Origin of the sequence: Persicirhabdus sediminis (genome assembly GCF_016595495.1) — a bacterium.
Taxonomy (GTDB): domain Bacteria; phylum Verrucomicrobiota; class Verrucomicrobiia; order Verrucomicrobiales; family Akkermansiaceae; genus Persicirhabdus; species Persicirhabdus sediminis.
The window spans coordinates 112,039-127,933 of the sequence record NZ_JAENIM010000039.1 but is presented as its reverse complement, the minus strand read 5'-3'; the positions used below and the strand labels follow the sequence as shown (position 1 = coordinate 127,933).

The 15,895-nt window shown below is 49.4% G+C and carries 13 protein-coding genes; 8 read left to right on the top strand and 5 right to left on the bottom strand.

All coding sequences use genetic code 11. The features are described from left to right. Positions 1 to 474, bottom strand: coding sequence for a cyclic pyranopterin monophosphate synthase MoaC (gene moaC, locus JIN82_RS08105; RefSeq protein ID WP_200311126.1), 474 nt, complete (start codon positions 472 to 474; stop codon positions 1 to 3). A gap of 442 nt (positions 475 to 916) precedes the next feature. Between moaC and JIN82_RS08100 the strand changes: the two genes are divergently transcribed. Further along, a complete protein-coding gene (locus JIN82_RS08100) occupies positions 917 to 1,696 on the top strand; it encodes a PEP-CTERM sorting domain-containing protein (protein WP_200311125.1) in 780 nt (259 codons plus the stop codon). Between the two features lie 68 nt (positions 1,697 to 1,764). On the opposite strand, the gene JIN82_RS08095 is transcribed toward JIN82_RS08100, so the two are convergent. After that, positions 1,765 to 2,151 carry a hypothetical protein gene (locus JIN82_RS08095; protein ID WP_200311124.1) on the bottom strand — a complete coding sequence of 129 codons (387 nt, stop codon included), beginning with the start codon at positions 2,149 to 2,151 and terminating at the stop codon, positions 1,765 to 1,767. A 144-nt stretch (positions 2,152 to 2,295) separates the two neighbouring features. Between JIN82_RS08095 and JIN82_RS08090 the strand changes: the two genes are divergently transcribed. Together JIN82_RS08090 and JIN82_RS08085 are read left to right on the top strand one after the other, a co-directional pair. Further along, entirely contained in the window at positions 2,296 to 4,593 is a 2,298-nt protein-coding gene (locus tag JIN82_RS08090; RefSeq protein ID WP_200311123.1) for a transglycosylase domain-containing protein, read from the top strand. 109 nt (positions 4,594 to 4,702) lie between these two features. Beyond that, a complete protein-coding gene (locus tag JIN82_RS08085) occupies positions 4,703 to 6,391 on the top strand; it encodes a transglycosylase domain-containing protein (protein WP_200311122.1) in 1,689 nt (562 codons plus the stop codon). Between the two features lie 3 nt (positions 6,392 to 6,394). Here JIN82_RS08085 and JIN82_RS17585 read toward each other — a convergent pair whose 3' ends face one another. Then, the gene (locus JIN82_RS17585) at positions 6,395 to 7,288 is read right to left on the bottom strand and encodes a helix-turn-helix domain-containing protein (protein ID WP_200311121.1); all 894 of its coding nucleotides are present in this window, start codon (positions 7,286 to 7,288) and stop codon (positions 6,395 to 6,397) included. A 143-nt stretch (positions 7,289 to 7,431) separates the two neighbouring features. Between JIN82_RS17585 and JIN82_RS08075 the strand changes: the two genes are divergently transcribed. The 4 genes from JIN82_RS08075 to JIN82_RS08060 all read left to right on the top strand — a co-directional run bounded on the left by JIN82_RS08075 (position 7,432) and on the right by JIN82_RS08060 (position 12,822). Beyond that, a complete protein-coding gene (locus JIN82_RS08075; RefSeq protein ID WP_200311120.1) occupies positions 7,432 to 7,851 on the top strand; it encodes a Minf_1886 family protein in 420 nt (139 codons plus the stop codon). A 111-nt stretch (positions 7,852 to 7,962) separates the two neighbouring features. Then, positions 7,963 to 8,211, top strand: a complete 249-nt coding sequence (locus JIN82_RS08070) for a glycine zipper domain-containing protein (protein WP_200311119.1) — start codon at positions 7,963 to 7,965, stop codon at positions 8,209 to 8,211. A 123-nt stretch (positions 8,212 to 8,334) separates the two neighbouring features. Beyond that, complete coding sequence (locus JIN82_RS08065) at positions 8,335 to 10,335, top strand: cytochrome c biogenesis protein CcdA (protein ID WP_200311118.1); 2,001 nt, start codon at positions 8,335 to 8,337, stop codon at positions 10,333 to 10,335. 735 nt (positions 10,336 to 11,070) lie between these two features. Further along, positions 11,071 to 12,822, top strand: coding sequence for a Na/Pi cotransporter family protein (locus tag JIN82_RS08060; protein ID WP_200311117.1), 1,752 nt, complete (start codon positions 11,071 to 11,073; stop codon positions 12,820 to 12,822). A gap of 118 nt (positions 12,823 to 12,940) precedes the next feature. Here the strand turns inward: JIN82_RS08060 and JIN82_RS08055 are convergent, their stop codons facing one another. Continuing rightward, the gene (locus JIN82_RS08055; protein ID WP_200311116.1) at positions 12,941 to 14,011 is read right to left on the bottom strand and encodes a Gfo/Idh/MocA family protein; all 1,071 of its coding nucleotides are present in this window, start codon (positions 14,009 to 14,011) and stop codon (positions 12,941 to 12,943) included. A gap of 86 nt (positions 14,012 to 14,097) precedes the next feature. Then, positions 14,098 to 15,447 carry a 16S rRNA (adenine(1518)-N(6)/adenine(1519)-N(6))-dimethyltransferase RsmA gene (rsmA, locus tag JIN82_RS08050; protein WP_200311115.1) on the bottom strand — a complete coding sequence of 450 codons (1,350 nt, stop codon included), beginning with the start codon at positions 15,445 to 15,447 and terminating at the stop codon, positions 14,098 to 14,100. A gap of 169 nt (positions 15,448 to 15,616) precedes the next feature. Between rsmA and JIN82_RS08045 the strand changes: the two genes are divergently transcribed. Further along, complete coding sequence (locus JIN82_RS08045) at positions 15,617 to 15,895, top strand: BrnT family toxin (protein ID WP_200311114.1); 279 nt, start codon at positions 15,617 to 15,619, stop codon at positions 15,893 to 15,895.

Below are 15,895 nucleotides of genomic sequence, written 5' to 3'. Positions count from 1 at the left end.
CTATCGTTGGAAGTCCGACTTACCACCAGTTTTCGCTATCAGCCGAGTGGTCAAAATTTCCATGCCCTTATCAACCGCCTTGCACATATCGTAAATAGTTAGCGCCGCTACGGATGCTCCAGTCAAAGCCTCCATCTCCACACCCGTTCTAGCTAGAGTCACCGCCGTGCAGCGAATCACAATCTCAGCTGAGTCCACCATCTCGATGTGAAACTTACAATCATCCAACGCCAAACCATGGCAGAATGGAATCAGCTCAGGCGTCTTCTTGGCAGCCATTGTGCCAGCAATGATAGCAGTATGAAAAACCGGTCCTTTTTTAGAAACCAAATCACCATCAACCAGTAGCTCACCAATCTTCTCGCCAACGCGAATTCGGCTCTCAGCCACCGCCGTTCGTTTGGTGATTTTTTTCTCTGAAACATCAACCATGCCCGGCTGATTCTGTGCGTCAATGTGGGTGAACTCGCTCATGCCGACATCTTCAACGAGCACTCAAAAGAGTCAAGGCGGCTTATAAGGAACGAGCTGAATATTCTGATAGACTCAAGCCCATTAAGTTTAATGACCTTGATACCTCAATTTTTAATCACCCAGCTAGAAAAAAATCAATCTTAGAGAATCCTCCCAATCCTAATGGATTTTAAGATCTCCGTCTATTACCAACAATAACAGCAAACGCATAGAACAACTCACTCATATACAATCGCCAAGAACACCCAATCGTTTCAAAAATGAAATCTTAAACTCGTCACCAAAAACACTATATTTGCTCAACCAAACACCATGTTAACCTAATCGTCAGATTTAGAAAAAACGTTTGACCTAGTAACCTTAGGGTAAATATGTTTCACCTACAAAATCCGAAAGTGAGTAAAAAAACTAACGACAACAAACACGGTAACAGAAAAACTATATGAAACCAATACTTCTATCAATGGTGTTTATCACATCGATCACGGCATCAAAAGCAGCGGTGATTTACACACAAGGCTTCGAAGGTCACGCTCTTACCCCTATCTCAACCTTTGGCTGGTCAGCCACATCCCAAATCTCTAGCTCAAATATCGTAACTGATGAATCTAGTGGCGCCTTTGCGAATGGCACAAACGGCAACTCCCCTACACCTGTCTCGGTAGCTACAGCTAAAGGCATAGGCTATGTCTTTTTTGCCCCCAAGGCAGCGGCAAATACAGCTACAGATTACAATGCTAACGGGGTGGTTTTATTTTCAGTTAGCAACCCAGTAAATACCGCTCTGTCTGATATGAATAACATCACGGTCAATACGAAGTTTGACTCAGCCAACAGTGCTGGATTTCGTTATGCCATTCAGATGGCGGGTCAATGGTATGTCTCTGACGCCACTACTTTTTCAAGTAACGAAAGCGATTACACCGACCACACTTTAACACTTAGTGACTGGACCGACGGATCTAACTGGTACGCCCTTGATGTTAACCTAGGAGATGACCCTGACGGCAAGCTAGATGTAGCGCCCACTGCAGTCGGCGGCACTCTGTCCGGACAAGTGACTGGTTTTGGCCTCTTAGGCACTACAGATAGCACAGGTGATCACATCCGCTTGAGTAACTTCAGCGTGGACGCAGCAACTGTTGCTGCCCCTGAACCTAGCACAAGCGCATTGTTTGCCCTTGGCGGACTTGCCCTAGTTCTACGCCGCAAGGTGAAATAATTTAATTACTATCAACTGCTAACGAGTGATTCCAGCTAATGGATTCACTCGTTTTTTTGTCGGCCAACTCAGCGCGAGTATCCCATCGTCATGCCAGCACTGCCGCGAAAACCTCCTTGATCTTCGGTGAAAATTTCGTCCACACGGTTCATCGAGCTGCCATTGGGAGGTAGCCATTTATGCTCGTTGAGCGGCTGCTCGTAGATAGACCGACCATGCCGCGCTCGTTGCATTTCTTGTTCAGTATAATTCTCTCGTCTCTTCTCATTGATAGATGCCACGGGCAATCCATGACTATCAATAAAGGCAGGTTCATCTAGCACAGCTTGCTGGCCAGACGCAGATTGTGGTGATGCGCCACAACTGACCAAGACGAGTGAAGCCAGCGCGGCCACACCAGCCAGCCGATGGGCAGCTCGGCTATGATCATTGTGCGGCTGAGTATTCATATTCATACATTAGCAAACACCAGACACTACCGCGAATAGTAAAATATGATACGACAATTTAATCCCTAAGGAATTCATTGCGGATTGCTTGAATTCACGGCACACTCGTCTCGTCCAAAGCGCCAAGCCTAGCACACCTTCCCGACGATTATGCCACCACGTAAGACAGCCAAAAAATCTGCCAAAAAAAAATCGGCTAGAAAAAAAGCCAGCTCATCGGCAAATAAGCGGAAGAATAGTAAAAAATCTAGAAAGTCATCTAGCTGGCTGCCACAGGTCCTAACGGCTCCATTTTTACTCATCAACAGGCTCACTGATAGGCTGAATTTCTTTATCAAATGGCCGCTGCGACTTGTACTTTCATTTGGTTTTATCTTCAGCTCTATCGGCATCATTGTTGGCACTTTCTACTTTTTGCGCGCCAGCCATTTCGATCTCAAGCAAGTTGAAGAAATGCCAGCTAGATCTATCATCTACGCTAGTGATAGGCGCACAGAAATTGGCCGTATGCACGGTGATAACCGCTTGCTTGTCGAGCTAGATGAAGTATCAGATTACTTCACTAGTGCATTGTTAGCCCGAGAAGATTCACGATTCTACTACCATTTTGGCGTCGACCCAGTTGGCCTAGCTCGAGCACTCGTGCGCGATATCAAAGACAAATCAATGACTCAGGGAGCGTCTACGCTGACCATGCAGCTGGCGCGTAACAGCTTTGATATTCAGGCCAAACCCGGCCAAGGGAGCGCACTCAAATCACTGGACCGCAAGATGCTTGAAATCGCTCTAGCATTTCGCATCGAATCGCATTTCAGCAAAAAAGAAATCCTCAAACATTATGTGAACCGCATCTTCTGGGGCCACAATATGCGAGGAGTCGAAGCGGCATCGCGTACCTATTTTGAGAAATCCGCCAAAGATCTAACACTGAGTGAAGCCGCTATGTTAGCTGGCATCATTCGCGGACCTAACTCATTCTCACCATTCCGCAGCATCGAACGAGCCACCAGCGAGCGCGATACCACACTGGCGCGCATGGTCGACAATCAATTCATCACCCAAGCAGAAGCCGATCAGGCCAAAACTGAGAAATTACAGATTCGTCCAGAAGACCGTCGTTTGGCTCAAGGTTCCTATGCCATGGATGCGATTCGCCGCGACCTCGACCTTATTTTGGAAGACGAGCGCATCGACATTGGCGGACTAACAATCATCACCACCATCGACCATAACATTCAAAAAGCAGCTGAGAGGGCGATGGAAAAACACCTACGCACGGTAGAGCGCAAACCTGGCTACAACCACCAAACTCGCAGCCAGTACCAACACTATCTAAAAACAGCTCAGCCAGAAAAAACCAAACCACCAAAATATATTCAAGGCGCAGCGGTTGTCATTGAAAACCGCAGTGGTGCTGTGCTCGCAGTTGTTGGAGGCCGCGATGCCGATGAATCTATGTTCAACCGCGCTAAATACGCGAAACGCCAAATAGGCTCAATTTTTAAACCCTTTGTCTACCTAACGGCATTTAATAACGGCATGCAGGCGCAAACGTGGATTCGCGACACCCCACTTCGCCCCGGCGAAATTAAAGGGGCGCAGCGCAGTTGGAACCCACGCAATAGCGATGGCAAATATTACAAGTATGTCACTGCTGAGGAGGCATTGATTCGCTCGCGCAACACGTCATCTGTTAGGGTCGGTGATTTTGCGAGAATGGATCGCGTGCATACCACAGCTAACGATGTTGGATTCACCCAGAAACTGCCCAATACACCAGCGGCCTACCTTGGGTCATGGGAAGCCACACCATGGCAAGTGGCTAGCGCCTATACCATCTTCCCTAACAATGGCGAGCGCTACCGTCCGTATTTGATCCAAGAAATCCGCAATGGCGACCAGGTACTCTACCGCAATAGCAAACTGGTGTACTCAGCGGCATCACGTGGTGCAGCTTGGGAAACTAACAAGGTCTTACAAAAAGTTGCCCAGCGCGGAACTGGCGCGGCGATCAAATCAAAGTTCAGCTCACCAGCAGCTGGCAAAACCGGCACCACAGACAACTATCAGGACGCGTGGTTTGCCGGCTACACTACAGCCGTGACCTGCTCAGTTTGGGTCGGCATGGACCAGCCGCAGAGAACGATTGACCGCGGATACGGCTCTACACTGGCTCTGCCAATTTGGATCGATATCATCAAAGAAGCCGATGAGGTTGGTTATGCAGCTGGCTCGTTCAACCCGCCAATGGCGATGAAACAAGCTCGCCTATGTCGCTGGTCGGCCAAGCGAGCGACCAAGGAATGCGAGAAGTTAGGCAGCGCGTATACCACAGAGGCACCAGCCGATACGCTTCCTGGTCAGCACGAGTTCTGCCCATTCCATCCCTCAAAAGCGCAGCCAGTTAACGAAAACAAGCGGGCGCCAAGAGCCATTCCCGTGCGCTAAAAAATGGCTGAATGAGCGTACGTAGCAGTAGCTTTCGACGTATAAATTCATTGGCAAATTTCGCCAAACTGGCTACATCTCTAGCTCAGCTCGCTGAGCACTGATAGAAATGTCTCGAAAACCCGAAAATACACCCGCAAGATTTCCCCGCTGGCAGCGCTCCAGACTTCGCGGTCCAGTACTCTGGCTGGTCCGCTGGAGCTGTATTTTTGCCCTCATCGGGCTGGCTATTGTCCTGTATTACTTTTTCATTTCTCTGAAATACGACCTCGACGAGGTGGCTGAAATTCCAGCCCGCACCGTTCTGCTAGACAGATACAACAAGGAAATTGGCAGTCTAGCAGGCACACGTCGTCAACTAATTGAGCGCGAGGCGATTCCCAAGGACATGGTCAACGCCTTAGTCGCACGTGAGGACTCAAGGTTTTACCAGCACAGGGGCGTAGATGTAAAAGGCCTAGCTAGAGCCACACTGCGTAACATCAAAGATAGATCATTCACCCAGGGAGCCTCGACGCTAAGCATGCAGTTAGCGCGCAATACCTTTGATATCCGCGCCAAATCGATCCACAGGAAACTGCTAGAAATCGCTATCACCTTGCGCATTGAATCTCGCTATAGCAAAGATGAAATCCTCACTCATTACCTTAACCGCATCTATTTTGGCGCTGGCTGTCACGGCATCGAAGAAGCATCAGAAACTTACTTTGGCAAATCCGTTAGCCAACTGAACACCAATCAATGTGCTATCCTAGCTGGCATCATTAGAGGCCCGCATATCTACTCGCCATTTCGCAATCTAGAGGGCGCGATGAACCAACGTGATGATGTGCTCGCGCGCATGGTTGCCGAGGGTTACATCAAATCTGCGGATATCTCAACTATCACAAGTCTACCTATCGGTCTAGCTGACCCAGAAGGTAACAGAGCTAGCCAGACATTCATTGCGCGCGCCGTTCAGCGCCAGCTGGAAACAATCCTTGAACGCAACGACATTCGTGATGGCGCACTCACCATCGTCACCACGCTTGATGGGGAAATGCAACTGCGCGCTGAGAAATATTTTGCCCAGCCAATTTCTGGTATTGAGAGCGGTGAGATCTCAGCCTTACAGGGCTCACTGATGGTGCTGCAGCCCAAAGACGGCAGTGTGCTCAGCATGATTGGCAGCCGCGATTATAAAGTGAGCCAGTATAACCGCGCTTATAATACTAGCCGCGATATTGGCCCGCTATTTGAACCCTTCCTTCATGCCGCCGCACGCGAGCGCAACAAACTACCTATCAAAGGGAAACCATTGCAGACCGGTAGACAAATTGGCCCAAGCGAAGCAGTTAGAATTTTCCGTCGCCTCGGTTTTAAAAATGACATGCCGGAAACTGAAGACCTATTCCGCGGCAGTCTGGCAGCCAACACCGACCAGTTAGCCATTGCTACGGCAACACTGCAGAACTCAGGCAAACGCGCCAAGCCCTATCTAATCAAAGAAATTAGAAATGCGCACGGTCAGGTTGTTTACACTGGCACTAGTTCACTCACTCAAGCCATTCACGAAGGTGCAGCTGCAGATGCGCTAAACTCGCTGCCATTGGTAAATAAATCACACACGCTAGCTGGCGTGACCAATTCAGGGCACGACAGCTGGGCGATTTCTAGCTGCCGCGACTACTCAGCAGCTCTTTGGTTAGGCTACGACCGCAGCAAAAAAATTGGCGATGCCACAAGCGTGCAAAAAGCCACAGCTCAATTGATAGAAAAAATCCTCAGCGGCCCACCAAAAGCCGTGATTGTTGAATAATGTCTACGCCCGCCTCACGCGTTTGCGCATATAGACAGACGGTTTAATCCCCTTTTCGCGCACAAAGATTTTTGTGAAATGGCTCAGGCTGCTGTAGCCAGCCGCCATGGCTGCCTCTGTAACATTGTAGCTGCCGGTCTCTAGTAGCTCTGCGGCGTAGTCAGCACGCATGATACGCAGCTGCTCGCTGAGCGTTCTACCTGTTAGCTGTTTAAAGCTTCGGCTCAAGTGATAGGGTGACCAAGTGAGGTGCTGCGCCAGCCGGTTTAGATCTAATGGCTCGGTGATATTTTCCCGCAGCCAGCTCTGCGCTTGTTCCACTTTGATTTGTTTTAATTTAGGATGAACCACCCCAGCGCCGCGTTCGCTTACCATATTGTCATTAAGCAGCTGGGTATAAACAATTTCTTTCACCTTGGCTTGGTACCACAGGTCGTGAACCACTTTACTAGCTGGCGGATCCAACAGGTCTCTGACTAAATCTTTCTCTATCAATGTCATCGAGCGCATTTCATACCAGCCTTTCTGCTGAGTGCGCTCGTCATATAACAAATCGTGAATTTGTTTCCCTAGTTGGCTGAGATGATCTGCTAAGTGACGTTCTAACCATGATTTAGAAATGCTCAAAACCGTCCACTCGTGGCGATCTCTATCATCTAGCCGCGATGCCTGAATGTGCTCACCAGTGAAACAAACAGAAAATGTGCTCGCCGTCACACTCATGCGAATGTCTCCAGAAAAAATGATGCCTGCTCCAGAAGTATTCCAGATCAGATGAAATTGGTTTTTTTCTAAATAGGAACTCCAGTCCAGCATACTCGCTGAAGAGTAATAGACTAATTTCCAGCCAGCAGCAGGTCCATCGCTGGCTATCTGTTCTCGGTGTAGGGCATTCACAAAAGCCAACTAATGATATCGAGTCTCAATTGCAAGTGTAATTTTCCACTGTGCTGATTGTGTGCGGAAATAAATTTGAGCTAAATATGCGCGGCTGGAGAAAATTCGGTTTTCATTTGTCGATGATTGGCTAGGATCATGGCATGCAGCCGAGCCACTTTGAAGACGCCGTCATCGAGCTATGTATGAGACAAAGGTTATTTAACCCGGGTGCCTACATGTTTCTCAAGGATGCGCTGGATCACACGGTCGAAAAAGCCCAAGAGCAATCTGAAGGACCAGCACGCCACGTCAGCGCGGAAGAGTTGATGCTTGGCTGGCGCGATTTGGCTTTGGAGAAATTTGGTCCGATGGCATCGACGATGATGCGCGAATGGGGCGTGAGTAAATGCAGTGACATTGGGGTGATGGTTTTTGCGCTGATTGAGGCCAAGATCTTTGGCAAACAAGATTCAGACAATCAGGCTGATTTCATCGAACTTTACAATTTTGACGACGCGTTTCGCGGTCCATTTCTACCAAAAAACATCCGCAAAACAGTGGAAGTCAACGCGATACTCTAGAGCTCTCCAGCTAGCTGGGTATTGAGAATCTGCACGTGTTGAACAATTTTCATGATCGATAAAATAATTTGCTAGCACCTGCAGTCTAAGTTAGTGTTACCAACAGATACTATGAAAAAATCACTGCAATTATCAAGTCTGGCAGCCATTAGTTGTGCTTTATTCACCCAGTGCCAACCACAAAACCACGCGCAAGCTGACGCCGCCACTGGCGCACTACTAGGTGCTGGTATTGGTGCCATTATCGGCAATCAATCAGGAAATGCTGGTACAGGAGCCGCTATTGGAGCCGCTGCAGGTGGCCTTGGTGGCGCTGCTGTAGGCAAACGCAAAGACGACCAAAATGCTTACGGTTATTAATCAATCGGGCTAATCATTTTACCAACTCGGACGGGAAATTTTCTGTCCGAGTTTTTTTTTCGGGAACAAACCCTGAGCTTGAGGCTCGTATGGGTAGCTAATACCATCCTCATCCTGTAAACCATGACTGCTTTCAAACTTCTAACCATCACCTTCAGCTGGCTGATTTTCAGCGCTACAGCAAGCTTTGGCCAATTTGGCTTTGGCGATAAGCTGGCGCAAAAAACCACCGTCAAGCTACTCAGTGACCACGATCAGATTTCCGCTGGTTCCAGCTTCATCGTCGCTACTGAGATCTCCCATTCCGCCAGCTGGCATTCATATTACAAGAACCCTGGCGGCTCTAACTTACCGCTAGAATTTGATTGGCAGTTGCCCGCTGGATTTACCCACGAGCCAGTAGAATGGCCCGTGCCACACACCACGGTTTTGTTTGGCGAAACATCATATACCTACGAAAATACAAACTATTTCCTCACTAAGATCACCTCGCCAGCTGAGCTCGTCGGTGAGCAGAGCCAGATTGACCTCAAGCTAGGCTGGCAAGTATGTAACGACTCGGCGTGCGACATGCCGCAGAGTGGTGAATTTTCCATCACACTGAAGCATGGTGGCGAATCAGTGCTCAACGATGACAACGCAGCCACCATTGAGACGGCTAGAAATGAACTACCTATCCAGCCAGCTGAGTGGCAGAAATCATTGCAGATTTCAGCTAGCCAGAGTGACAGCCATTTCATCATCACGCTAGCTGGCGCTGATTTATCTGCTCTTGAATCTCTGTACTATTACGACGACAAAAAACTCACCGTAGCCAGCGCCGCACAGGTGTGGGACGCTGCCGCTGGCACCTTGACCATCGAGCGCAATGTAGATGCTGGTCCAGCCAGCCAACTGGAAGGCATTCTCGCCAGCAAAGGGAAAATCCTAGCTGGCTTTGATGAACACGGATTGCTGGTAAATTTACCACTCGCTGGCGCTGAAGATCAGCCAGCTACTAATGACACCGCAGCCACCACGGCTTCAGCAGATCAGCCAGCTGGAAATTCAGCTCACGGGTCTGGCCAGATTGCTAGCGAGGCTGACCGTGCGGCTGCCGCTAAACTTTACGACGTCAACGCCAAGGTCCCCTACGTTTTGCTAAGTGGTGAAGAAGAAAAAGAACTCACCATTCTCACCGCCGTCATCTTCATGTTCATTGGCGGATTTCTGCTCAACCTAATGCCCTGCGTCTTTCCTGTGCTTGGCCTCAAGGTGATGGGGTTTGTTCAACAAGCTGGCGAAGACGCCACTAAGATCCGCCTGCACGGGCTGGTCTTCATGACTGGTCTGGTGGCATCGATGTGGATTCTGGCCGGCACGATTTTTGGCCTGATCCATTTTTACGGTCAGGACATCAACTGGGGCGAGCAACTCACCCAGCCACCATTCCTAGCGGGCATGATTATTTTGCTATTCCTGTTTGGTCTGAGCATGGCTGGAGTTTTTGAAATTGGCACCTCGCTGACTAGCGCTGGCGGCCAGCTACAGATGAAAAAAGGCTACTCTGGTTCATTTTATTCAGGCGTACTCACCACGCTGATTGCCACCCCATGTAGCGGACCCTTCCTCGGCTCAGCTTTGGCATTTACTTTAAAAGAACCGCCGCTCACCGGCATGTTCTTATTCACCATCTTTGCGCTCGGCATTTCCCTGCCTTACGTGGCGCTGGCATTCATGCCCAAGCTCATTCAGAAACTACCTCGCCCAGGCGCGTGGATGGAAACCTTCAAGCAGCTGATGGCATTTGCCCTCTTTGCCACTGCCGCCTATTTCTACCTCAGCTTCATCAACATCACAGGAACTGACGGCGCATTCTGGCTGATCATGGCGCTGGTGATTCTGTCACTAGCCGCGTGGGCATTTGGACGCTATGGCACTCCAGTGACCAAAAAATCCAAGAAATACGTCTGGGGCATTGGTTTCCCCGTCATCGTCGCCAGCGCTGGTTTATTGATGGCCAAAGATGCCACCAGCTACCGCGCGCCCACCACTGCTAGCGAACACAGCTGGTACCCCGGAGTGGTCGAGCTCAGCCGGTCAAAAGGCAGGATTGTCTGGCTGGATTACACCGCCGATTGGTGACTGATTTGTAAAACCAACGAGAAGCGTGTCTTCTCATCAGATGCCGTAACTGCCAAACTCGAAGAACTTAATGTCGCCCTAGTCGTCGCTGACTGGACCGACGGTAACGAGGCGATCAAAAATGATCTCGCCAGAGTGGGCCGAAGTAGTTTGCCAACCAACTTAATCTTCCCAGCGGATCCGTCGAAGCCAGCGATCATGCTGCCACAAAATATCAGCCCAGACGATGTGCTCAAGGCGCTCGAGCTGGCTGCCAAATAATATTCATCATCCTATCTAGCTAGTGGCGAAATCCACTGCTGAATCCAGACGAGGCACCCACGGGTGCCTCGTTTTTTGTTTCTACACCAATTCGCTGCTAAATTTATGCCAGTAATGGATAAAAATCACCCCACTGACAAGCATTCGCGACCAAGGGCTAAAGAATTGAGGTTCATCACCTAATAAGCATCAATTATCATTCAAACGATGAATTGAGAAAAAAACCACCCACCACTGCAATCTACAGCTTGCCTAATGTGTCATTTTTGTCACATTGCAGCCAACGTTTGGTTGAACTTCATGTGATCAGCTGAGCCAGACATCCAAAAATCACTCAATAATTTAATTACAAGAACCAAGTCCTGATAAACATACACTTCACTCGACTTTAACCCTGAGAAACAATATTTGTTCCTAACCATTAAATAAACACCAAGCTTATATCCGCTAAGCCAATCACCAACTCTACCTACCATGGATATCTGGTCATCAATAGCAACCATCTTACAAATTCTCGGTGCCTTAGGCATCTTCCTCTACGGCATGAAAATCATGTCGGAAGGGGTGCAAAAAGTCGCCGGTGACAGCATGCGCATCGCGCTAGCCACCATGACTAAAAACCGCGCCAGCGGTATTTTCACTGGCTTCCTGACGACCTGCATGGTGCAGTCGTCATCAGCCACTACCGTTCTGGTGGTGAGTTTTGTTAATGCTGGCCTGCTCACCTTAGTTGAGTCCATCAGCTTGATCATGGGTGCCAACCTCGGTACCACCATCACCGCCTGGATCATTGCCTACATTGGTAAATTCAGTGTCGCCAAGATCGCCCTGCCAATCATCGGTGTGGGTCTGCCAATGTTCTTTGTTGGCAAAAACAAGGTGCGTTCATTTGGTGAAACTCTGATTGGTTTTGGTCTTCTTTTCCTCGGTCTCGACCTGCTCAAAGGAGCCGTTCCTGACCTCAGAGGTGGCCTGCAAGGTGGCGACGACTCAGTAGCTGGAATGATCCAAGGTGTAATTGCTGCGATCAATGGTTACGGCTACGGATCCTACGTTCTCTTCATGATTGTTGGTGTGATCCTCACGCTGACCGTGCAGTCATCCTCAGCCGCCATGGCCATCACCATCACCTGTGCGATGAACGGCTGGCTCGGCGATAACGCCATGGATGCCTTCAAGCTGTCCGCAGCTGTGGTACTCGGCGAAAACATCGGTACCACCATCACCGCTTGGCTCGCCTCCATTGGCGCCAACGTGCACGCCAAACGAGCTGCTCGAGCTCACTTCCTATTCAATATTATTGGCTCGATATGGGCGCTGGTGCTTTTCATTCCGCTGACCAACATGGTCTGGGAAATCGCCAGCATGCTGCCTGAAAACCTCAAGAGCGCTAAAGGTGACTTTGGTAAGAGCGAAGTCGCATTTGCTACTGCGATTTTCCACACCGTCTTCAACATGCTCAACATTTTCCTCCTGGTATGGTTTGTACCAGTGATCGCTAAAACTGTGACCAAGTGGGTTAAGGACGAAGGCAGCAATGGCGAAAAACCACGCATTCAGTACATCTCCCAGCGTCTCGTTGACATGGGCGAACTCAACCTCGCTGAAGCTGAAGAAGCTATCCACAACATGGCTGATCATTGTTACGACATGTACAAAGGTTACATCCGCGTCTTTGAAGCTCCTGATGAAGATCTCTCAGATCTCGTCACCAAGCTGAAGAAGATGGAAGATGAAGCCGACCACATGATGCACGACATCACCGAATACCTGGTACGTTGTTCAGCTCGCGAAGTGGGTATGCAGAATGCCGAGCGCATCACTCACATGCTGCGTGTCACCGCTGAGCTGGAAGAAAGCTCAGACTCCATCTACCGCCTGATCAAGATTGCCGAGCGCATGTACAACAAAGATCACGTCTTCAAGGCTGACCAAATCCACGCCATCCGTGACCTCGCGCATGCAGTGGAGAAAATCATCCTGCACAGCAAGACACTTGTATTGCATGAAGTTAGCGATGCGATGATGAATGAAGCAAATACCATGCGTGCTGAAATCAAAGAACTCATCAAGAAGTTCAACAAAGCTGCGATGAAGCGCATGGCCGACAATGGCAAAGTGAAACTCGAAATGCTCAATGTGAATACCAACAATCACCTCGAAATGATTGCTTCACACAGCTACCACATCATCGAGTCTAGCAAGCAAATGCACATTCAGGACTAAAGCTAGATAAAATCAAAACGGGCGCTGGTCATTTCGACCAGCGCCCATTTTTTTTTGCCAATAATGTAAAATTGCAGCTGACTAGCTTTCCAGCCAGCTGGAAATAGCAGCCAACTGACTAGCTTCGTTCAGCCATTTGCTGCGCTAGCAGGCTCAGCTCAGCCGCTTTGAAGGCATGCTCTTGGCTCATGGCATTCTCTGTACGGTTAATACAGTCGAGAATCAGCTGGCCAAAAAATGGGAACCCCACCTTGCCAGCACACTCAAAGACCTGCTCGCCATTTTCATCAGCTAGCAAAATAGTATCCGAGCCGCCACGACCAAAATCGAGGTATTTGCGGATCTCCATAGTGCCTTTGGTGCCGACGATAAATACCCGCCCATCACCCCACACGCTGAGACCATCTGGCGTGAACCAGTCGACGCGACAGTAACATGACGCGCCATTGTCCATCGTCAGCGAGGCTTCGCCAAAATCCTCCAACCCAGGTCGATCGCTATTAGCTAGGTTCGCGGTGCGCGCAAAATTCAGCGTCGCATCACTCGCTCCTGTGAAAAATAATGCCTGCTCAAATTGGTGTGAACCAATGTCAGTGAGAATGCCGCCGTATTTTTCTTTATCAAAAAACCACTCAGGCCGCGATGCCTTCGACAATCGATGTGGCGCCATGATCAAAACCTGCACCACCTCACCAATCGCTCCTTTTTGAATCAGCTCGCCCGCGTACCATGCCGACTCGACGTGCAGGCGCTCCGAGTAATACACCATATACTTGCGGCCAGTTTCAGCCACCTTCTGGCGCGCTTGCGCCAGCTGGTCCAGCGAGGTGAATGGCGACTTGTCGGTGAAATAATCTTTCCCTGCATCAAGTACTTTCAATCCCAGCGCACAGCGTTCAGATGGAATGGCAGCCGAAGCCACCAGCTGGATAGACTCATCATCGAGGATCACCTGCAGTGAGTCCACCGCCTGCGCCTGCGGGTAGGTTTTTAGAAAATCAGCCACCTTAGCTGGATCAGGATCGTAGACGTATTTTAAGGTCGCCCCAGCTTCTATCAAACCATTGGTTTGGCCGTAGATGTGCCCGTGGTCTAGGGCGGCTACGGCAAAAACAAACTCGCCATCGGCGACAACTTTTTCAGAATGTAGGGAACTCGGTGCGTAATTAAATCCTTCTTTGTGGGCCATTAGATTGTGTGGGTAAATGAAATGTACACAATCTAGCTAGCTAGCCGACCACCTGCTTGCAATGGTTAATTTTTGCGACAGTTCAATTATCCAGCTGACAGGCCGAGTTTTACATCAAAGCGACTCCAAGCCGCCATAAATCCAGGAGCAAAATCCTCTGGGCGAGCGACAATCCAGTCGCGCACGTCAGCCATAGATAACCATAACCCGCACTCAACTTCGCTGCATGAATAACGTACAGCACCATCGTGACGGGCCACGTAAACACCCACAAATTCCCAGCCAGTTTGCTCACAAGCGTCGATTTTATCAATCATCTGCACTTCAGCATTCTCAATGCCCATTTCCTCAGCCAGCTCACGCACCGCGCAGGCGTCGTATGCTTCACCGCTGTCGAGGTGGCCAGCTGCGCTAGAATCCCAGCGTGATGGGAATTTATCTTTCAAGCGCGAACGCTTCTGCAGGAAAACTTCTTTGCGTTTGTTGAACACCAAAATATGAACCGCTCTGTGTCGCAAATCATCACGATGCACGACGTCTCTTATTTGTTGCCCAACGACTTCGTCATTTTCATCAACCACATCAAAAAGCTCGTCGCCTTTTTGCGCCACGTCTTTCAGCGGATGATCGTCGTATTCACGGGTAAGTTCCACCCATTGATCGAGCGTCACCTCTTCTGCGCGCACGGTCAGTGGCAGGCCAACTTTTTCAGCAACCACATCCCACGCTGGCTCAGCTGGCATTTGTTTTTTGATTTGTTTGCGGCGCTGGGCAAATCCGCGGCGCACGAGCTCGTCAAACAAACGGGCATCATAAACTGGCAGATCCTGCGGACGCGGCTCACACAGCATCACGGTGGAATCAATCAATGGACGAGGGAAAAAGGCTTCTGGTGGAATGGTTTTCAGCGGCTTGCTATTCCACTCGCTCTGCATGCGCAGGGAAAGCACACCATATTCTTTAGTGCGCGGTTTGGCGACAATGCGATCAATAAACTCCTTCTGCAACATCAGCACAGCCTTGCTGATCATGGTCGGACGTTTCATGAAATTGCGCATGATGGCGCCACCTGCTGAGTAAGGCAAATTGCCGAGAAACTTCACCGGTGAATGTTTGAACAAGACACGAGGATCAAAACGCGCACCATCCGCGTGATGCACTTCCACGTCGTCGCGGTCGGCAAATCGCTTGGTCAAATATTCCGCCAGACGGGCGTCAAATTCCACTAAGATAATACGTTTCACTCGCCCTACCAAATTCTCCGTCAGCGCACCCGTTCCCGGGCCCACTTCCAGCACGGTATCATCCGGCTGCGGGTCGAGCTGATCCACAATCCACCGAGCCACATTGGCATCAGTTAAAAAATTCTGTCCTAATTTCTTGGATGGGCGCACACCGGCTTGCTCCAATACGCTTAAAATTTCACTGTGGTTCATAGATTACTCGCCGCTACTGGCGCCCATTGCTTAGCATGGATCCTGCGAATTGAACACTGATGATTTGCCATAGTTCCACCAGATCAGTCACTAAAATGGCATAATACGATTTTTTTTTGTTCATTCACTTCAACTTATGCTCTATTACTAAATATATCTTAATTAAGTCATGGAACTCGATCTCACCTACGCCACTTTCGATTTAAAATTCATCACCCCTGGAGAAATTGAAGAGGTCATGGAAGATCCCTTTGCTTTGAAGTTCTTACCAGACCACGAGCGCGCCGACGGTGAAGTTCGTTATTACATGATTGGCCGTTCGATTACAGGCAGAGACTTATTTATCTGTTTCTGGACCAATGGCAAAGAGGCCAAAGTCTACGCCGCTCGCGAAATGAGCAGCTCTGAAGCCAACTTCTACCAGCGCAAATACGCGGAGTTCAAATAA